The organism is Xanthomonas campestris pv. phormiicola (genome assembly GCA_025666215.1).
Classification (GTDB): domain Bacteria; phylum Pseudomonadota; class Gammaproteobacteria; order Xanthomonadales; family Xanthomonadaceae; genus Xanthomonas_A; species Xanthomonas_A campestris_A.
The window spans coordinates 1,647,698-1,668,507 of sequence record CP102593.1 but is presented as its reverse complement, the minus strand read 5'-3'; the positions used below and the strand labels follow the sequence as shown (position 1 = coordinate 1,668,507).

The 20,810-nt window shown below is 66.9% G+C and carries 11 protein-coding genes; 8 read left to right on the top strand and 3 right to left on the bottom strand.

Features of this window, described 5'->3' with window-relative positions:
• Positions 1-185: 185 nt before the first annotated feature.
• Positions 186-986, bottom strand: a complete 801-nt coding sequence (gene cysQ, locus NRY95_06775; GenBank protein UYC17652.1) for a 3'(2'),5'-bisphosphate nucleotidase CysQ — start codon at positions 984-986, stop codon at positions 186-188.
• Positions 983-1,483: an ADP compounds hydrolase NudE gene (gene nudE / locus NRY95_06770; GenBank protein ID UYC18526.1), complete on the bottom strand. Its 501-nt coding sequence runs from the start codon at positions 1,481-1,483 to the stop codon at positions 983-985. Before nudE ends, cysQ begins: the two co-directional genes overlap by 4 nt.
• Before the next feature lie 128 nt (positions 1,484-1,611).
• Here nudE and bioA point away from each other — a divergent pair, with 128 nt between their 5' ends.
• The 3 genes from bioA (at position 1,612) to NRY95_06755 (ending at position 6,833) form a co-directional block, all read left to right on the top strand.
• Positions 1,612-3,003 (top strand): adenosylmethionine--8-amino-7-oxononanoate transaminase, encoded by a 1,392-nt coding sequence (bioA, locus tag NRY95_06765; GenBank protein ID UYC17651.1) that lies wholly within the window; start codon positions 1,612-1,614, stop codon positions 3,001-3,003.
• Positions 2,994-3,725, top strand: a complete 732-nt coding sequence (locus tag NRY95_06760; protein ID UYC17650.1) for a 16S rRNA (uracil(1498)-N(3))-methyltransferase — start codon at positions 2,994-2,996, stop codon at positions 3,723-3,725. The genes bioA and NRY95_06760 overlap by 10 nt, the downstream gene beginning before the upstream one ends.
• 489 nt (positions 3,726-4,214) lie before the next feature.
• Positions 4,215-6,833: a TonB-dependent receptor gene (locus tag NRY95_06755; GenBank protein ID UYC17649.1), complete on the top strand. Its 2,619-nt coding sequence runs from the start codon at positions 4,215-4,217 to the stop codon at positions 6,831-6,833.
• Between the two features lie 154 nt (positions 6,834-6,987).
• Here the strand turns inward: NRY95_06755 and NRY95_06750 are convergent, their stop codons facing one another.
• Positions 6,988-8,004 carry a glucokinase gene (locus NRY95_06750; protein ID UYC17648.1) on the bottom strand — a complete coding sequence of 339 codons (1,017 nt, stop codon included), beginning with the start codon at positions 8,002-8,004 and terminating at the stop codon, positions 6,988-6,990.
• Between the two features lie 824 nt (positions 8,005-8,828).
• Here NRY95_06750 and NRY95_06745 point away from each other — a divergent pair.
• The 5 genes from NRY95_06745 (at position 8,829) to NRY95_06725 (ending at position 20,803) form a co-directional block, all read left to right on the top strand.
• Positions 8,829-11,474, top strand: a complete 2,646-nt coding sequence (locus NRY95_06745; protein ID UYC17647.1) for a TonB-dependent receptor — start codon at positions 8,829-8,831, stop codon at positions 11,472-11,474.
• Positions 11,475-12,483: 1,009 nt separating this feature from the next.
• Positions 12,484-15,141 carry a TonB-dependent receptor gene (locus tag NRY95_06740; protein ID UYC17646.1) on the top strand — a complete coding sequence of 886 codons (2,658 nt, stop codon included), beginning with the start codon at positions 12,484-12,486 and terminating at the stop codon, positions 15,139-15,141.
• A gap of 371 nt (positions 15,142-15,512) precedes the next feature.
• Positions 15,513-17,195, top strand: a complete 1,683-nt coding sequence (locus NRY95_06735) for an alpha-L-fucosidase (GenBank protein ID UYC17645.1) — start codon at positions 15,513-15,515, stop codon at positions 17,193-17,195.
• Positions 17,196-17,208: 13 nt separating this feature from the next.
• Positions 17,209-18,264 carry a glycosyl hydrolase family 18 protein gene (locus NRY95_06730; GenBank protein UYC17644.1) on the top strand — a complete coding sequence of 352 codons (1,056 nt, stop codon included), beginning with the start codon at positions 17,209-17,211 and terminating at the stop codon, positions 18,262-18,264.
• 55 nt (positions 18,265-18,319) lie between these two features.
• On the top strand, positions 18,320-20,803 hold the full coding sequence (locus NRY95_06725) for a family 20 glycosylhydrolase (protein UYC17643.1): 2,484 nt from the start codon (positions 18,320-18,322) through the stop codon (positions 20,801-20,803).
• Positions 20,804-20,810: the final 7 nt, after the last annotated feature.

Below are 20,810 nucleotides of genomic sequence, written 5' to 3'. Positions count from 1 at the left end.
TGGCAGAGCGGCCCGCACGATGAGCGGCCGGCGACGGGACCAGCGGCGCGGCGGCGCACGCGAACGACCGGCGGCGCATGGCCGCAGCGCCGTCATCGCGCCCGGCGACCGAGGGCGCGCATTGCGGCCGCGTCAGCCGCGACGCCGCCTTGCAGGCCATCGCCGCTGCCGGCGACAGCGAGCGCTCAGCCCAGCCAGCTGCGCCACGGCAGCATCGGATCGCCCAGCGCCAGGAAATCGCCGTTGAGCAGCGATTCGCGGCGGTTGTAGCGGAACGGCTTGCCGGTATCGGCGGCGAGCAGCGTGCCGCCGGCGGCCTGCAGCACGCACTGGCCGGCGGCGGTGTCCCATTCGGAGGTCGGGCCGAAGCGCGGGTACACGTCCAGCTCGCCGTCGGCGATGCGGCAGAACTTCAGCGACGAGCCCTGCGCGATCACTTCGGTCTCGCCCATGCGCAGCAGCAGCGCGTCGGTGCGCGGATCGCGGTGCGAGCGGCTGGCCGCCACCCGCAGCGGCGCGCTGGCCGGCCGCCGCGTATTCAGCGCGGTGTCGCGGAAACCGTCGCGACGGTACGCCTGCTCGCCGCGCACCGCGTGCCAGACGCGGCCATCGACCGGCGCCTGGACCACGCCGAACACCGGCGCGCCCTGGTGGATCAGCGCGATGTTGACGCTGAACTCGCCGTTGCGCTTGACGAACTCGCGGGTGCCGTCGAGCGGGTCCACCAGCCAGTAGCTGGTCCAGTGCTCGCGCACGTCCCACGGAATGTGCGCCGACTCCTCGGACAGCACCGGCAGGTCCGGAGTCAGCCGCTCCAGGCCTTCGACGATGATCCGGTGCGCGGCCAGGTCGGCCTGGGTCAGCGGGCTGGCATCGGCCTTGTGCTCGACGTCGAAGCCGGTGGCATAGACGGCCATGATCGCCGCGGCGGCGTCGATGGCGATGGCGATGACGGTTTCGCGCAGGTCTGCGGTGATGCGCATCATCCGGCTCGACCCAGCCACTCGCGGGCGATGAACAGCGCCGCCAGCGAACGCCCTTCGGAAAAATCCTCACGCAACATCAGTTGATCCAGTTCAGCCAGTTTCCAGGGCACCACTTCTAGTTCCTCCGGCTCGTCGCCGGCCAGTTTTTCGGGATAGAGATCTTGCGCGAGCACCAGCCAGGACTGGTGGCTCATATACGTGGGGGCCAGGGTCATCGCGCGCAGCACCTGCAGCTGGCGGGCGCCGTAACCGGCTTCTTCCTTGAGTTCGCGGTCGGCCGCCTGCAGCGGTGTCTCGCCGGCATCGATGCGGCCCTTGACCAGGCCCAGTTCGTAGCGGTGCACGCCGGCGGCGTATTCGCGCACCAGCAGCACGGTCTGCGCGTCCAGCATCGGCACCACCACCACCGCGCCGTGGCCGGGGGAGGTGAGCCGGTGGAACACGCGCCGCTCGCCGTTGCTGAACTCCAGGTCCAGCTCTTCGACCTTGCGCTCCATGGCCGATTCGCCGCGCTCGCGCCGCGCGTGGATGATCGGCAACGGACGGCTCACGCCGCCGCCCCGCGCCGCGGCGCAGCGTCGACCGATAGAATGCACGGAGCGAAGAACCTGTTCATGAGCGCGAAATGCTAACAGACCTGACCGCATCACAGACTGCCGCCGCCTGGCGGCAACGCGACCTGGCGGTGCTGTGGCACCCCTGCACGCAGATGCGCGAGCATCCCGACACCCTGCCGCTGCTGCCGATCGCGCGTGGCGAAGGCGCCTGGCTGATCGATCACGAAGGCAACCGCTACCTGGATGCGGTCAGCAGTTGGTGGACCAATCTGTTCGGCCACAGCGAGCCGCGCATCGCCGCGGCCATCGCAGCGCAGGCCACCCAGCTGGAACAGGTGATGCTGGCCGGCTTCAGCCACGCGCCGGCGGTGGAACTGGCCGAGCAGTTGCTGGCGCTGGCGCCGCGCCAGGACGGGCGCGCGCCGCTGGCCAAGGTGTTCTACGCCGACAACGGTTCGGCCGGGGTCGAAGTGGCGCTGAAGATGGCGTTCCACTATTTCCACAACCGCGGCGAGACCCGCCGCACCCGCTTCGTGGCGCTGGAGAACGGCTACCACGGCGAGACCATCGGCGCGCTGGCGGTCGGCGACATCCCGCTGTACCGGCGGGTGTACGCGCCGCTGCTGTGCGAAGCGCTGTTCGCGCCCTCGCCCGACGCCTACCTGGCCGCGCCGGGGCAGAGCGCGCGGCAGCGCGCCGATGCCGCCGCCGATGCGCTGGCCGACCTGTTCGACCGCCATCCGGGCGAGATCTGCGCGGTGATCCTGGAGCCGCGCCTGCAGTGCGCCGGCGGCATGCGCATGCACGACCCGGCCTACCTGCGCCGCGCGCGCGAGCTGTGCGACGCCAACGGCGCGTTCCTGATCGCCGACGAGATCGCCACCGGCTTCGGCCGCACCGGTACCCTGTTCGCCTGCGAGCAGGCCGGGGTGATGCCGGACCTGCTGTGCCTGTCCAAGGGCCTGACCGGCGGCTTCCTGCCGCTGTCGGCGGTGCTGGCCACGCAACACTTATATGACGCCTTCCTCGACGACAGCCGCGAGCGCGCCTTCCTGCACTCGCACAGCTACACCGGCAATCCGCTGGCCTGCGCCGCCGCGCTGGCCTGCCTGCGGATCTTCCAGCAGGACGACGTGATCGCGCGCAACCGCGGCACCGCCGAAACCATGCGCGCGCTGTCGGCCCCGTTCAACGACCATCCGCACGTGGCCGACGTGCGCCAGGCCGGGATGGTGGTCGCATTCGAACTCACCCGCAACGGCGACAGGCGCACGCCGTTCGCGGCCGCCGCGCGGGTCGGCCTGTGCGCCTACCGCGCGGCGCTGCAGCGCGGCGTGGTGCTGCGCCCGCTGGGCGACGTGCTGTACTGGATGCCGCCGTACTGCGTGGACGACGACCAGCTGGCGCTGCTCGCCGAGACCACCCTGGCCGCGATCGACGAGGCCGTGGCATGCGCCTGACCCGCTGCCATGTGCAGCTGCCGCTGCGCGCAGGCGACGACCTGGTCCTGCCCGAGGACGTCGCCGGGCACCTGCTGCGCGTGCTGCGGCTGCGCGAGGGCGACCGCTGCGTGCTGTTCAACGGCGACGGCTGCGACTACGACGCCGAACTGCTGCAGGTCGGCAAGCGCGGCGCCAGCGCGCGCATCGGCGCGGCGCGGCCGGCCGACACCGAATCGCCGCTGGCGATCACCCTGCTGCAGGGCGTGGCGCGCGGCGAGAAGATGGACCTGATCCTGCAGAAAGCGACCGAACTGGGCGTGGCCGCGATCGTGCCGGTGTGGGCCGAACGCACCGAGGTGAAGCTGGATGCGGCACGGGTGGAAAAGCGCGTGGCGCACTGGCGCAGCGTCGTCGTCTCGGCCTGCGAACAATCCGGTCGCGCGCGCGTCCCCCACCTGGCCGCGCCGCTGGCGCTGGCCGATGCCGCCGCTGCCGTGGCCGGCGCGCAACTGAAGCTCACCCTCGATCCGCAAGGCGAACACCGGCTGCGCACGCTACGCATCGACGGCAACGCAGCGACGATCGCGATCGGCCCGGAAGGCGGCTGGTCGCCGCGCGATCGCGCCGCGCTGCACGCCGCCGGCTTCGCCGGCCTGCGCCTGGGACCGCGCATCCTGCGCACCGAGACCGCCGGCCTGGCCGCGATCGCGGCCTTGCAGGCGCAGTGCGGGGATCTGTGAACCGGCGCACGCAATCGCGTAGCCATCGTTGACCGCAGGCGCGCCGCGGCGGCGCTGCCGACACCGCACGAATCGCGGATTTCCCCTGCAAAACAGCGCTTTTCTTAGCGATTCCTTAACCGCGATGCGCGTTGACAACGAAGGACAAGCGCGACACAGTCCGCGCTCCTGAGCCATCGCGCGGGGTGCTTCCGGTTTGAACCGGCGCAACGAACGACACGGCCCGCCAGTGCGTGGCCGCCCGTCCGCACAACCCACGTACGCGCAGCCGCGTGCACCATCCGCCGCTGCCGCGCCCACGTGCGGCGCGCGCCGTCACGCCGCACAGCGTCGATGCCGACATGCCGTCTCCGCCGCGCGGCGGCATGCCCCCCCCCCGCCCTTCTTTTCCATTCGCCCATCGCGCCGCATCCGGGCCGAGGGCGTCACTTGCCTGCCGCCACGCCGGCAGGCCTTTCGCGTCCTGCGCACCTTTCGGAGACCGCCCGCTTGAACCACACCCGCCTCGCTCCCCTGGCCTTCGCCATCGCCGCCGCGCTGGCCGCACCGGCCAGCGCCTTCGCCCAGCAAGTTCCCACGCCGCAGCGCGACGACGCGGCAACGCCTGCGGCCGACGCCGGCGCGTCCGCCAACGGCCAGGCCACGCCCGCGGCGGTCCAGGAACTGGATGCGGTCAAGGTCACCGGCTACCGCGCCAGCCTGCAGAAATCGCTCAACATCAAGCGCAACGCCGATGCGATCGTCGATGCGATCTCGGCCGAGGACGTCGGCAAGTTTCCCGCCGCCAACGTCGCCGAATCGCTGTCGCACCTGCCCGGGGTCAGCGTCGACCGCCAGTTCGGCGAAGGCGAGAAGGTCTCGATCCTGGGCACCGACCCGGCCCTGAACCGGGTCCTGCTCAACGGCCAGAGCATCGCCTCCACCAGTTGGGGCGGCGATCCGAACAATCCGGACAGCCGCTCGTTCAACTATTCGCTGCTGGCGCCGGAAGTGATCGGCAGCGCCGAGGTCTACAAGAGCCCGCAGGCCAGCATCGACGAAGGCAGCCTGGGCGGCACCGTGATCCTGCACACGCGCAAGCCGCTGGAACTGGACAGGAACCTGCTGACCGGCAGCGTCAGCTACGGCGACAACGACCGCTCCGAGGACGGCAAGCCCAACGCCTCGCTGCTGTACAACTGGAAGAACGACGCCGGCACGCTCGGCGTGCTCGGCTCGGTGATGCATTCGGAGCGCTCGCTGCGCCGCGACGGCGTGGAGATCTTCGGCTACAGCGACATCCAGGGCGCCGGCTTCCCCGACGCGGTCGCCGCCGGCAAGCAAGGGGTCTATCCCACCGCGATCAACAGCGCGCTGTTCACCCAGACCCGCAAGCGCGACGGCGTCACCGGCTCGCTGCAGTGGAAGCCGAACGATGCCTTCGAGCTGACCTACACCGGCCTGTATGTCGAAGAGACCTTCGACAACGTCAACCAGAGCCGCTACGCCAACGTCGTGCCGGCCGATGCCACCGCGCTGGACGTGACCGACGGCGTCGCCACCTCGGGGGCCTATGGCGACAACGCCGAGACCATCCTCGATTCGTACGTGCGCAAGACCACGGTCAGGACCAGCAGCAACACCTTGCGCGGCGACTGGCACGGCGATGGCTGGAACGTCTCCGGCCAGGTCGGCGCGACCCGCTCGGCCGGCGGCGCCGATCGCATCTACGGCCTCACCTTCCGCGGCAACGACGCCTACGACTACGCCATCGACCACCGCAATGTCGGCGTGGACTACGCGGTGCCGCCGTCGGCGCTGGAATCGATGTCGGTACTGGGCGCCACCGTCAACCGCTATCCGAACCTGGACAAGGAGCGTTACGCGCAACTGGACTTCGACCACGACGTGGCCTGGGGGCCGATCACCAAGCTGCGCGCCGGGATCAAGGCCACCCGCCACAGCACCGCCCAGGACATGTACTACGACAGCTTCCCGGCCGACCCCAACACGACGCTGGCCGCGGTCTATGGCGGCGGCACGCCCGGCGGCTATCTGGACGGGCTGTCGGTCAGCGACGACATGCGCCACTGGCCGCGGCAAAGCCCTGGCGCGCTGGTTGACTACGTCGGCGGCCTGCCCGGCAGCGACACGCTCGCGCCCAGCTACGGCAGCAGCTTCGACGTGGTCGAGCGCAACCGCGCCGCCTATCTGCAGGCGGATTTCTCCGGCTACAACTACCGCGGCAACATCGGCGTGCGCTACGTCAACACCCGCGACGCGATCGGCGGCTACCAGTACGACGGCAGCGCCTATGCGCCGGTGCGCTACAACAAGTCCTATGGCGAATGGCTGCCGTCGCTGAACTTCGCCTACGACCTGTCCGATGCGCTGATCCTGCGCGTGGCCGCGGCCAAGGTGATCGCCCGCCCGCGCTATGCCGACCTCACCCCGTACGTCAACGCCGACGACAACAAGCTCACCGCCAGCAGCGGCAATCCGGCGCTGGATCCGTACCGCTCGACCAACTACGGCGCGTCGCTGGAATGGTATTTCGCGCCCAACAGCGTCCTGGCCGGCGAGCTGTTCTACCGCGACATCTCCAACTACATCCTGCAGACGCTGGTGCAGCAGCCGCTGCACAACAACACCTACGACCGCGAGGACATCTACGAGGTGACCCTGCCGCAGAACTCCGGCGCGGCCAAGGTCAAGGGCGTATCGCTGAGCTACCAGCAGGAGCTGGGCGGCGGCTTCGGCGTGGCGGCCAACTACACCTACTCCAAGGCCGACACCCAGGGCGACTACAACCTGCCCTACAACTCCAAGAACAGCTACAACCTCAGCCCCTACTTCGAGAAAGGGCCATGGGAGGCGCGGCTGACGCTGGGCTGGCGCTCGGCCTACTTCACCCAGATCGGCCGCCTGGGCGCGAACCAGATGACCGCCGATTTCACCCAGCTCGATGCCTCGCTGTCCTATGCGATCACCGACAAGGTCAAGCTGCAACTGGAAGGCAGCAATCTGCTCGACGAGACCTACTACAGCTATGTGGGCCAGGAAAGCCAGCCCTACTATCTCTACAAGAACGGCCGCAGCTACATGCTCAGCGTGCACTTCACGCTATAGCAGGCAATGTCCCGCGGCACGGACAGCATGCGGGGCACGGCCTCTGGCGGCCGCGGGCCGTCTCCGGCAGCCGCTTCCGGCGCATCGCGCGTCGGCGTGGGGGGGCGATGCAGCGGCGGCAGGCAGGACGCCGCCGCCCCTGCCTCGCCGCCGCTCAACGCGGCTGCTGCAGGAACCAGTTCGCCGCGCCGATCACTCCGAGCTGGCCGTGTTCCACCAGCTTCACCGGGATCTGCTCCAGCGCCGGGCGCATCGCGCCCTTGTTCAAGTAGCGCTCCACGAAGCTGCTTGCGGCCAGGAACTCGCCGATCTGCGGCAGGAAGCCGCCGGCCAGGTAGATGCCGCTCTGGATGCCGTACAGCAAGGCCATATCGCCGACCATGCTGCCGAGAAGGCCGCAGAACACCGACAGGCTTTCGTGCGCGAGCGCATCGTCGCCCGCCAGCGCCGCTGCGGTGACCGCGCTGGGCGCCGCATGCACCGGCACCGCGCCGCGCAATGCGCACAACGCTCCATATAGATTGAGCAGACCCGGGCCGGACAGCAGATGCTCCACCGGCACGTAGTCCTTGCCGTTGAGCACATGCCGCACCAGGTCCATCTCCAGCACGGTACATGCGGTCAGCGCGGCATGCCCGGCTTCGGTCGCCAGCACCACCGCACCGTCGCCGGTGGGGATCCACACCGCCGCACCGAGCCCGGTCCCCGGGCCGATGATCAAGGCCGGCCCGTTCTGCGCGCTGCGCGGACCGGTCAGGTGCAGCACTTCGCTGGCCCCCATGTAGCTGGCGGCGTAGGCCACCGCTTCGAAGTCGTTGACCAGGTGCAGCGCGCTCAGGCCCAGCCGCTCGCGGATGTCCGGCGGCGACAGTTTCCACGGCAAATTGGTGGTGATGACGCTGCCATCTTCCAGCGCATAGCCGGCACTGGCGATGACGCCGCGGGTGACCGGCTCGCCCCCCACCCCGGCCAGGAACTCGCCGATGATTTCGGCCAGGCCCGGATAGTCGGCGCAACGATACTTGCGATAGTCGAGCACGGTGACCGGATGGGCGAGGTCGCCATCCTCGCGCATCAGACCGATGCGGACATGCGTGCCGCCGACATCGGCGGCGATGAAGGGTTCGGCGCGCGGAGAGGCCGCCACCATTGGGGAACTGCTTGCGGACACGCTTTCTCCCTGAGGGACGCCGGGAACGGACTATACGCTGAGTGTTAAGCACGCTTGACAACGTTGTCAAATATATATGTAGACAGCCCCCTGTCCGCACGAGAAAACTTCGCCCGCAGCCTCGCCCCGGCATCGTCCGCGGGCAAGATCCCGCGCCCGCCTGAGGACGAGCGGTTGCTGCAGGAGCGTTGCCACGGCGCGGCACGCCTGCGTCCCTGCCTGACACTTGCCAACGCGGCCACTTTGCGACGTGCGCCGCATTCTAAAGGCATTAATTCTACACGCGGGCAAAACACGTAGATTTTTGACCACATCGCCCACCAGATGTCAAGCAAAACATAAAAATCTCGTTGACATCGCTGTCATGCGGATTACATTCTCAATACACCGCATGTTCAGGGGATGGGGCACCGCATGTTAGGCCAATTCGACACGACCCTCGCCGCAGCCGGCACACGTTGCGCCGCAGGAACCGGCAGCAGCGTCGAGCGCATGCCGCTTTCGGTGCGCGCGCCCCATCGCTCGCCCTCCATCCCGCAGACGCACGCGGCGACACCGCATCCCACCGACGGATTTTCGGGCTAGGCCATGCACCACCGCCCGGCCGCCGCTTAAGACACAGGAAACACAGAACGTCCGGCGACATCGGTGCCGGCGGACGGCGATCACCACGTCAGCCTTCGGACGACAGGCACCGAACCACTTGCTGAGCGGTCATCCGCTTTGTTGCTCCTGCGCTTCCACAGCCCGGGCAGCGGCCCTGTGCACCGGCCTTTCGGTGGCCGCCGCGTGCCCGCGTCACCACCTCATAAGGTTTCCCGCCAATGAAAAGCCGCAACACCACACTCGCCCTCAGCATCATGGCCACCTTGCATCTGTCCGCAAACGCCGCCGCACAGACCGTTCCGACCGACTCGACGGCCAGCGCCGACAGCGATTCGAAAAGCGGCGAGAAAACGGTGCAGCAACTGGACACCATCACCGTCACCGGCTATCGCGCCTCGCTGGAGAAGAGCCAGGCGGTCAAGCGCTCGGCCAACGCCATCGTCGATGCGATCAGCGCCGAGGACATCGGCAAGTTCCCGGATACCAATGCCGCCGAATCGCTGTCGCACCTGCCCGGCATCAGCGTCGATCGCCAGTTCGGCGAAGGCGAGAAGGTCAGCATCAACGGCACCGATCCGGCGCTGAACCGCGTGCTGGTCAATGGCCAGACCATCGCCTCGGGCGACTGGGGCGGCAACCCGACCGACACCAGCGGCCGCACCTTCAACTACACCCTGCTGTCGCCGGAAATCATCGGCCTGATGCAGGTGTACAAATCGCCCGAAGCGCATATCGACGAAGGCTCGATCGGCGGCACGGTGATGATCAGCACGCGCAAGCCCCTGGACCTGCCGAAGAACACCATCCGCGGCTCGCTGGGCTACTCCTACAACGACCGCTCCGGCAAGTCGAACCCGCGCGGATCGGCCCTGTGGAGCTGGAAGAACGACGACGAAACCCTGGGCTTGCTGGTTGCAGCGACCCACGACAAGGAAGAGATCGACCGCGCCGGCATCGAATTCTTCGGCTACACCACCGGCGCCAGCATTCCCGGCACCGCCAGCATCAGCGGCAGCGGCGACACCGCCACCGCCAAGGTGCCGGTCGGCATCAACAGCTCCTATTTCGAGCAGACCCGGCAACGCGACGGCGTGCAGGCCGCGCTGCAGTGGAAGCCGAACGAGCAGAACGAGTTCAACCTGACCGGGATCTACATCCGCGGCGTGTACAACAACTACAGCCAGTCCCGCTACATTTGTCCGGGCTGCAACAGCGACCTGGCCAAGGTCACCTCGGCGACCGTGGACAACGGCTACATCACCTCCGCGTCGGTCTCCAGCGATACCGGCAACGGCCAACCGTATGCGCAACTGGATACCAACTACCGCAAGACCACCGTCACCACCAAGAGCCTGAACCTGCGTCACGACTTCTATGGCGACAACTGGGTACTGACCTCGCAGATGGGCACCACCGGCGCGCGCGGCGGCAAGGACCCGGAATACCTGATGAAGTTCCTGCTGCAGAACGGCGGCTACGACTTCTCCTACGACGGCAGCAACACCTCGGTCAACTACGACGACGCCAGCGCCGGCAACTGGGGGCTGACCACCGGCCAGCAGGCCGGCGGCATCTACTATTCGGTCAGCCACGACAACGAGAAGTACTTCCAGTTCGACGCCGCGCGCGACGTGAGCTGGGGGCCGATCAACAAGCTGCTGCTCGGGGTGAAGTACATCAACCACGAAAACAGCAACTCGGCATGGGGCAGCTCGCTGTATGCCACGTCGGACGTCTCGCTCAGCGACTTCGGCCTGACCAGCACCCCGAGCGGACTGTACGACGGACTCGGCGCCAGCGGCGATCTGGTCAACTGGTCCAGCGCCAGCCTGAGCTCGGTCATCGCCTACCTGAAGTCGCTCGGCGACCAGGGCCACAACTACTACGACTATTCCTCCTCGTTCGACGTCAAGGAAATCACCAAGGACGCCTACGCTCAGGCCAACTACGAATGGGGCAAGTTCCGCGGCAACTTCGGCGTGCGCCTGGTCGACACGACCGACAAGTCCAATTACTGGGCCACCGAAGACAGCGGCAGTACCTATTACCTGCAGTCGGTCAGCAAGGATTATTTCAAGCCCCTGCCCAGCTTCAACATCGCCTACGACCTGACCGACGATGCGGTGCTGCGCTTCTCCGCGGCCAAGGTCATCGCCCGCCCGCGCTACTCCGACCTCGCCGGCGCCATCGCGCTCAGCGAAAGCTCCACCGGCGTCTATACCGCCAGCGGCGGCAACCCGGATTTGAAGCCGTACGAATCGACCAACTACGACCTCGCTGCGGAGTGGTACTTCAATCCGAGCAGCATGGTCGGCATGGAACTGTTCTATCGCGACATCGGCACCTACATCGTCACCACCACCAGCGACCAGCAGTTGCAGGATTCGTCGGGCGTCACCCATACCTACTCGGTCAGCTCGCCGGTCAACGCATCCAACGCCACCGTCAGCGGCGCCTCGGCGATGTACCAGCAGAGCTTCGGCCTGGGCTTCGGCCTGCAGGCGAACTACACCTACGCCACCGCCAACACCAGCAACGGCCTGAACATGCCGTACCTGTCGAAGAACACCTACAACGTGATCCCCTACTGGGAACACGGGCCGTGGATGGTGCGCGTCAACTACAGCTGGCGCTCGGAGTACTTCACCCAGATCGGCCGCCTCAACTCCACCTACTTCGCCGACGCCTACAAGGAGCTGGACCTGTCGGCGTCGTACAACGTGAACAAGTGGCTGAGCATCAACTTCAGCGCCACCAATCTGCTGGACTCGACCTACTACTGGTACAACAAGGTCAAGTACGCCCCGATCGGCGAGTACAAGAACGGCCGTTCCTACCAGGCGACACTGAACTTCAAGTTCTAAGCCCTCGCCGACGTTCCCCACAAAAAAGCCCCCGTCCAGCGACGGGGGCTTTTTTGTGGGCGCGCTCCTGCCGGCGCGAACGACAGCGCCCATCCGCCACCGCGAAGGCTTCGCCCGCGCAAGAACCTGCGGCCGCAAAGCACAGAGAAACGCATCCAGCATGGATGGCACGTCGCTGCCGGACCACTCTTGATAACGTTGTCAGGCACATTGCGGCGCTTGCAAGGCCGCCGCCACCTTGGATCACCGGCGCCCATTCGTCAGAACCGCTGCATCCAAAGCGCCGCACGGCACGTAGACCGTTACCGACCCTGTCCGCCGGCAGCAAGCATGCGAGGTCCACCGCGTCCCGCCAAACCTGCTGCGACGCAACAATATCGCCCCCCAGCGCGGCCCTGCCGGGACCCCGGGAACCCTTGCCACAAGGCCGTTTGCCGGCATCGGCACAGACAGTCAAAAATATGTGAAGGAAGTATTGACAACGCTGTCAGCGGTGTTACAGACTCGAGACACAGGAGGTTATGGAATGTGGAAATGCCAGTCCCGGTCAGACGCGCGTGCGATTGCGTCAGGCGGCGACCGGAATGACACACGCACGGTTCGGCACGGCCGGACGGCGCCAACACCTTCCATCGACGAATTGAAGGCATTCCACGGGAGCGGACCGATGTCGCCACACAGCCAATGCACGCTTCGCAGTCGTCCCACCGCACTTTCTCCTGCTCCTGCACCTCGCATTAGGTAAGACGCAACCGGGATGCCTGGCCTCCCGGCTGCCGCGCTTTCGCAATCGCTCTTCAGCAGTACCAGGAAATATGCAGACCGGCGCGTCGGTGCCGCCGGTCCCAGGCGCCACGTCATTAGAGATGCCGGACGACACGCACCGAAGCAGCACCAGGGACACCAAGCCGACCTCACTGGTCAGCAAGGCCGGCAGCGGCCTGCACACCGCGTGACGGGTGGTGCTTCTTGCCCAACGCACTCATCAAACAGCAGGGGTTTAGCCAACATGAATAGCCGCACCACCACTTTAGCCGTCAGCATCATGGCTGCGTTGTATCTGTCCGGTACCGGCATCGCCGCCGCCCAGGAAGCGCCCGCTTCCGGCAACGCTTCCAAGAGCGTGCAAGAACTCGACACCATCACCGTCACCGGCTACCGCGCCTCGCTGGAGAAGAGCCAGGCGGTCAAGCGCTCGGCCAACTCCATCGTCGACGCGATCAGCGCCGAGGACATCGGCAAGTTCCCGGACACCAACGCCGCCGAGTCGCTGGCGCACCTGCCCGGCATCAGCGTCGATCGCCAGTTCGGCGAAGGCGAAAAGGTCAGCATCAACGGCACCGATCCGGCGCTGAACCGCGTGCTGCTCAACGGCCAGACCATCGCCTCGGGCGACTGGGGCGGCAACCCGACCGACACCAGCGGCCGTACCTTCAACTACACCCTGCTGTCGCCGGAAATCATCGGCCTGATGGAGGTCTACAAGACCCCGGAAGCGCGCATCGACGAAGGCTCGATCGGCGGCACCGTGATCGTGCACACCCGCAAGCCGCTGGACCTGCCGAAGAACACCATCCGCGGCTCGGTCGGCTACAACTACAACGACCGCTCGGAAGAAGGCAACCCGCGCGGCTCGGCGCTGTGGAGCTGGAAGAACGACGACGAGACCTTCGGCGCGTTGATCTCCGCCACGCACGACAAGCAGGACATCTCGCGCGCTGGCATCGAGTTCTTCGGCTACGGCACCGGCGCCAATATTCCATCCACGGCTACGATCACGGGCGACGGTGGTAACGTCGCTACCGCCAAGATCCCGGCCGGCATCAACAGCGCCTACTTCCAGCAGACCCGCGAGCGCAACGGCCTGCAGGGCGCGCTGCAGTGGAAGCCGAACGAACAGAACGAGTTCAACCTGACCGGCATCTACATCAAGGGCAAGTACAACAACTTCAGCGAATCGCGCTACGTCTGTACCTCCTGTGGCTCTCCTTCGACCGCCGATCCGAGCGTAAGTATCAATAACCAGCGCCTGGTCACCCAGGCCAACGTGCAGAACGGCTACATCACCTCGGCCACCGTTTCCGACGGCAGCCTGGCGCAGCCCTACGCGCAGCTGGACGCCAACTATCGCGAGAGCGAGGTGGTCACCAAGAGCCTGAACCTGCGCCACGACTTCTACGGCGACAAGTGGGTGCTTACCTCGCAGGTCGGCACCACGGAAGCAACCGGCGGCAAGAATCCCGAATACCTGATGAAGTTCCTGCTGCAGAACGGCGGCTACAACTTCAACTACGACGGCTCCCACACCGGCGTCACCTACGACGACAACTCGGCGTCCAACTGGGGCCTGGCCTCGGGCCAGCAGGCCGGCGGCCTGGAATACACGACCACCAAGGACAAGGAAAAGTACTTCCAGTTCGATGCGGCGCGCGACCTGGATTGGGGTCCGCTGAACAAACTTCAGCTCGGCTACAAGTACATCAACCACGACAATGGTCAGAATTCACGCGGCAACGCGCTATACGCCGACCAGGACATCCTGCTCACCGATTTCAGCCCGGGCACCACCCCCAACGGCCTATACGACGGGCTGGGCGCCAGCGGCGATCTGACCAACTGGCCCACAGCCAGTCGCAGCGCGATCCTGAAATACCTGAAGTCGCTGCCGCAGGGCGCCATGCTGCCCAAGTATGGTCAGATCTTCGATGTCAAGGAGATCACCAGCGACCTGTACGCACAGTTGAACTTCGAGTCTGGCAAGTTGCGCGGCAATCTCGGCCTGCGCTATGTGGACACCAAGGACAAGTCCTCCTACTGGCAGACCAACGATGGCGGCGCCACCTACACCCCGGTGCAGAGCAGCACGCATTATTACAAGCCGCTGCCGAGCTTCAATATCGCCTATGACCTAGACGACGACAAGGTGCTGCGCTTCTCGGCGGCCAAAGTCATCGCCCGCCCTCGCTACGGCGATCTGGCCGGTTCGTTCACGCTCAACAGCACCAGTGGCGACCTGACCGCCAGCGGCGGCAACCCGGACCTCAAGCCCTATCAGTCGAACAACTACGACCTGGCGGCAGAATGGTACTTCGCGCCTTCCAGCATGCTGTCGGCGGAAGTGTTCTACCGCGACATCAGCTCCTACATCGTCACCACGACGACGACGGAGAACCTGAGCGACCCGACCAACAACATCGTCAACCAGCCCTACAGCGTCACCCGGCCGGAGAACGCGACGGGCGCCAAGGTCAAGGGCGCATCGCTGAACTATCAGCAGGCGTTCGGTTACGGCTTCGGCCTGCAAGCCAACTACACCTATGCCGAATCCAACAGCAGCAACGGCCTGAACCTGCCGTACCTGTCCAAGAATACCTACAACGTGATCCCCTACTGGGAAAACGGCCCGTGGATGGTGCGCGTGAACTACAGCTACCGCTCCAAGTACTTCACCCAGATCGGCCGTCTGGAATCGAACGTGTTCACCGACGAGTACAAGCAACTCGACCTGACCGCCTCGTACGAGATCAACGACTGGATGAGCGTCAGCGTCAGCGCCACCAACCTGCTCGACTCCACGTACTACTGGTACAACGAGGTCAAGTACGCGCCGATCGGCATGTACAAGAACGGCCGCGGCTACCAGGCGCAGCTGAACTTCAAGTTCTGATGCGCCGCGCGTGCGACCACCGCCTGGTCGCACGTGTTTTTCGGGGGCGGGCGATATTGCTTATCGCCCGCCCTTTTTCGTTTGTGCGTCGCGGCATCGACACGCTGCGCCATGCGCAGCCGCCGCGCCCGCGTGCCAGTGCGCGACATCGATCGACACGCTTGCCGATTCGATGAAAACCACTTGATTTGCGCCATGAAAAGCGACTCATCGCACTGCGAGCTGTTGCATAATCGGACGTGTGATTCGCGCAAGCCCGTACCGCCCCATCGCCTCTCCGATACCTGCCGGCAGCGCTCGCTGCCGCGGCATGTATCGCCGGTCGCCTCCGGGCAACCGATGACCGTCTTTGCCAAAGGAGCGTAGTTCCCATGCCGTTCGACCGCCGCCTCCGTCCGCGCCGTAGCCGCCGCCTGCGCTCCTTTTCGCTCGCCCTGTCCGCTGTGCTGTGCACCAGCGCCTTCCTTGCCGCGGCGGACGATGCCGCCTCGCCGACCGCGCCCACCGCCACCACCCTCAGTCCCGAACAGATCGACCAGCAGTGGTTGCAGGCCACCGCCAGGTACGCGCCCGAACGCGCGCGGCTGGTGCGCGAAGCCGATGCCGGCGCGCGCAAGGGGCCGTTCCGCCCGGACTGGACCTCGCTGAAGCACTACCGTTCGCCCGGCTGGTACGACAACGCCAAGTTCGGCATCTTCATCCACTGGGGCGTGTTCTCGGTGCCGGCCTTCGGCAACGAGTGGTATTCGCGCAACATGTACCAACCCGACGCCAAGGACAGCCAGGACTACGCGCACCACCGCGAGAAGTACGGCCCGCAGTCCACCTTCGGCTACAAGGACCTGATCCCGCTGTTCACCGCGCCCAAGTTCGACCCGCAGGGCTGGGCCAAGCTGTTCCGCGAGGCCGGCGCGCGCTACGTGGTGCCGGTGGCCGAACACCACGACGGCTTCGCGATGTACGACTCGCAGCTGTCGGACTGGACCGCGACCAAGATGGGCCCCAGGCGTGACGTGATCGGCGAACTGTCCAAGGCGATCCGCGCCGAAGGCCTGCATTTCGGCCTGTCCTCGCACCGCGCCGAGCACAACTGGTTCTTCGATGGCGGCCGCAGCTTCGAGTCGGACGTCAACGATCCGCGCTACGCCGGCCTGTACGGCCCGGCGCAGATCCGCCTTCCCGGCAAGGACGACGCTGACGTCGCCAACGACTGGACGCCGGTGTCGCAGGCGTGGCTGGACGACTGGCTGGCGCGCACCACCGAACTGATCGACCGCTACGACCCGGAGCTGATCTACTTCGACTGGTGGATCGCGCACCCGACCTTCCGCAGCACCCTGCCGACCATGCTGTCGTACTACTACAACCATGCTGCCGCGCGCGGCGACGGGGTGGTGGTGAACTACAAGCTCGGCGCGTTCCCGGAAGGCGCCGGCACGCTGGACATCGAGCGCGGCCAGCTCACCGGCATCCATCCGACCCACTGGCAGACCGACACCTCGGTCAGCAACGCCTCGTGGGGCTATGTGGAGAACGACACCTACAAGACGCCCACCTTCATCGTGCACATGCTGGTGGACGTGGTCAGCAAGAACGGCAACCTGATGCTCAACATCGGCCCGCGCGCCGACGGCTCGATCCCCGACACCGAGCGCGACATCCTGCTGTCGATCGGCAAGTGGCTGAAGACCAACGGCGAGGCGATCTACGACAGCCAGCCGTGGCGCACCTACGGCGAAGGCCCGACCGAAGTGGTCGGCGGCACCTTCCAGGACACCAAGACCAAGCCCTACACCGCCGAGGATTTCCGCTTCACCACCGGCCACGGCGCGCTGTACGCGATCGAGCTGGGCTGGCCGGGCGACGGCAGGGCGGTGATCCGCTCGCTCGCCGCCGCCGACGGCGTGCGCGGCGTGACCCTGCTGGCCACCGGCAAGAAAGTGCCGTTCGAACAGCGCGCCGACGGCCTGCACCTGACCCTGCCGGCCAAGCCCGCCGGCGAACACGCCTACGTGTTCCGCATCGACCTGCCCTCCCCCACCTCCACCCGCTGACGGATATTCCCCGATGATGAAGCGATTCGCCGGGCTGCTGCTTGCCCTGTCCATGGTCTGCGCTCCGGCCATGGCCAAGAACCCGACCGCGCTGTTCTATCTGATGAGCACGCAGAAATCGACCAACTCGTTCCTGGCCAACGTCGACAAGATCGACGTGGTGGTGCCGACCTGGTACGGCGTGGACCAGAACGGCCTGGTCAACGGCACCCCCAACACCTACATCTACGACATCGCCAAGCAGAAGAAGCTGCGGGTGATGCCGATCCTGTCGATGACCACCGGCCGCGACGGCTTCCACAAGCTGATGCACGACGAGGAGGCGAAGCAGCGCATGATCGCTTCGCTGCTGATCCACGGCAAAAAGAACGGCTACTACGGCTTCCAGTTCGATTTCGAGAATATCGCCTGGACCGACCGCGACGCCTACACGCTGATGGTCAAGCAGACCGCCGACGCGCTGCACAAGGCCGGCTTCAAGATGTCGGTGGCGGTGGTGCCGAACGCACCCGGCTACGCCGAGGGCGGGCCGTTCTCCAAGTGGATGTGGGAGTACTGGCGCGGCGCCTACGACCTGAAGGCGCTGGGCCAGGCGGTGGACCTGGTCAGCCTGATGACCTACGACCAGCACACCCGCTGGACCACGCCCGGCCCGGTCGACGGCATGGTGTGGATGAAGAAGCATCTGGACTATGCGCTGACCCAGGTGCCGAAGGAGAAGCTGTCGCTGGGCATCGCCACCTATGGCTACCGCTGGTACACCGGCAACCCGGTCAAGGCCGACGGCACCGAAGCCTCCAACATCTCGGCGAACTATATCGACGCCGACGAGTCCTTCCCGCTGGCGATCGAGCAGAACGCCACCGTGCAGTGGGATGCGCAGGAGCAGGAGTCGTGGTTCTACTTCTACCGCGACGACATGCGCGAGTGGGTGTTCCGCCCGGACGCGCGCAGCTTCCGCGCGCGCTACGCCCTGGTCAAGGAATACGGCCTGGAAGGCTTCAGCTGCTGGGTGCTGGGCGCCGAGGATCCGAAGGTGTGGGACGAGCTGCCGACCGCATCGCGCTGATCCGTTACGCGCCGATCCACTACGATAGGCGTCCGCACAGCACGAGGTAGACCGAATGATTGCAGCAGGTGCACGCCAGCGCACGCCACACCGCCCGACGACCGCCCCGGCGGGCGTCGCGGCGACGTCCCGCACCACGTGGCTGGGGCTTGCCCTGTTCGCCCTCACTGCCGTGCTGAGCGGCTGCGACCGCCAGGCCCCCGCCGCGGCGGACACGGCCAAGCCCGCTGCAGCGCCCGCACCGGCTGCGCCGAAACCGGTCAGCACCGCGCCGTTGCCGCTGATTCCGGCGCCGGCGCAGGTCAAGCGCGGCAGCGCCACGCTGACCATCGGCACCGGCAGCACGCTGTCGGTCCCGACCGACGACGAGGCGGCCATGCGCGTGGCCCGGCAACTGGCCACGCTGCTGGAGAAAACCCGCGGCCTGTCGCTGGAGGTGCGCGCCGAGACCATTCCGGCCAACGGCGCCATCCGCCTGCAGATGAACCCCAACGCCCCGGTGGAAGCGCCGGAAGGCTACGGGCTGGACGTGGACGGCAGCACCATGCTGATCCAGGCGCGCGACGAACGCGGCCTGTTCTACGGCGCGATGAGCGCCTGGCAGCTGCTCACCCCCGATGCCGGCAAGGGCGAGGTGGACGTGCCGGAGGTCAAGATCCGCGACTGGCCGCGCTTCGGCTGGCGCGGCCTGCTGCTCGACGTGGCCCGCCATTTCCACGGCCCGGACACGGTCAAGCACGTCATCGATGCGATGGCCGAGCACAAGCTCAACGTGCTGCACCTGCACCTGACCGACGACCAGGGCTGGCGCATCGAGATCAAGCGCTATCCCAAGCTCACCGAGATCGGCGCCTGGCGCACCCCGCCCGGCGCCGGCACGCAGGGCGTGCCCGACCGCTACGGCGGCTTCTACACCCAGGACCAGATCCGCGACCTGGTTGCCTACGCCGCTGCGCGGCACGTCACCATCGTGCCGGAACTGGACATGCCCGGGCATGCGCAGGCGGCGGTGGCGGCGTATCCGGAACTGGTCGGCGTGACCAGGCAGCGGCCGAAGGTGTCGGTGGACTGGGGCGTCAATCCCTACCTGTTCGACACCGACGAAAAGAGCATGACCTTCATCCAGGGCGTGCTCGACGAAGTGCTGCAGCTGTTCCCCTCGCCGTACATCCATATCGGCGGCGACGAAGCGGTCAAGGACCAGTGGGAGCGGTCGCCCGCGGTGCGCGCGCAGATGCGCAAGCTCGGGGTCAAGGATGCGCATGCGATGCAGGGCTGGTTCAACCAGCAGCTGTCCGACTACCTGACCAAGCACGAGCGGCGCCTGATCGGCTGGGACGAGATCCTGGAAGGCGGCCTGCCGGCGAGCGCGTCGGTGATGTCCTGGCGCGGCGTCGACGGCGCGGTGACCGCGGCCAAGCAGGGCCACGACGTGGTGCTGGCGCCGGCCGGCTGGCTGTACCTGGACAATCTGCAGAGCGCACGCAGCGACGAGCCCAACGGCCGCCTGGCGGTGCTGCCGCTGCAGAAGGTCTACGAGTTCGATCCGGTCCCGGCCGCGCTCAGCGCCGAGGACGCCAAGCACGTGCTCGGCGCGCAGGCCGCGCTGTGGGCCGAATACATTCCCTCGGCCTGGCATATCGACCACGCGCTGTTCCCGCGCCTGGACGCACTGGCCGAGGCGGCGTGGTCGCCGATGGCCGTGCGCGGCTGGGACGGCTTCCTGCAGCGCCTGCCGGCGCAGCTCAACCGCTACCGCGCGCTCGGCATCGACTACGGCGACGGCGCGTTCGCGCCGGACATCGCCATCCAGGGCGGCGACAACACCGCGCTGGACAGCGGCAAGGCCAGCATCGTGCTCGGCAACCAGGCCAGGTTCGGCAGCTTCCGCTACACCACCGACGGCAGCGAGCCCAAGGCCGATTCGCCGCGCTACGCCAAGCCGTTCGAGGTGACCCTGCCGGTCACCGTGCGCGCGGCCACCTTCGCCGACGACGGCAGCGTGCTGGCCGCACCGCGCACCCGCATCCTCGACCGCCCCGGCCTGCTCAGCCGCGACACCCAGGGCCTGGGGGCCTGCGCCGACGGCAGCCTGGGCCTGCGCGTGCCGCTGCTGCCGGACATGCCGGGCAAGGACACGCCGGTGTTCAACATCGACCTGTTCGGCAGCTGCTGGCGCTACGCCGACGCGCGCCTGGACGGCATCGCCAGCATCCGCATCGATGCGGCGCGGCTGGCGCGCAACTACGGGCTGGCGCACGAGCAGGCCAAGGTCAAGCATTACCCGGCCAGGACCGCGCACGGCGAACTGGAAGTGCGCCTGGGCGACTGCAAGGGCAAGCTGCTGGCGCGGATCCCGCTGCCGGGCGGCAAGGCCCTTGGCGAGCAGTTCTCGCTGGAAGCGCCGTTGCCCAAGCAAACCGGAACGCACGACCTGTGCCTGCGTTCGACCGCCCGCATCAACGGCCCGTACTACGCCATCGGCGCCGTCCACCTGATCGAAACCACCGCGCAGGCGCCCCCCGCCGCCGCGCGTTGACCCTGGA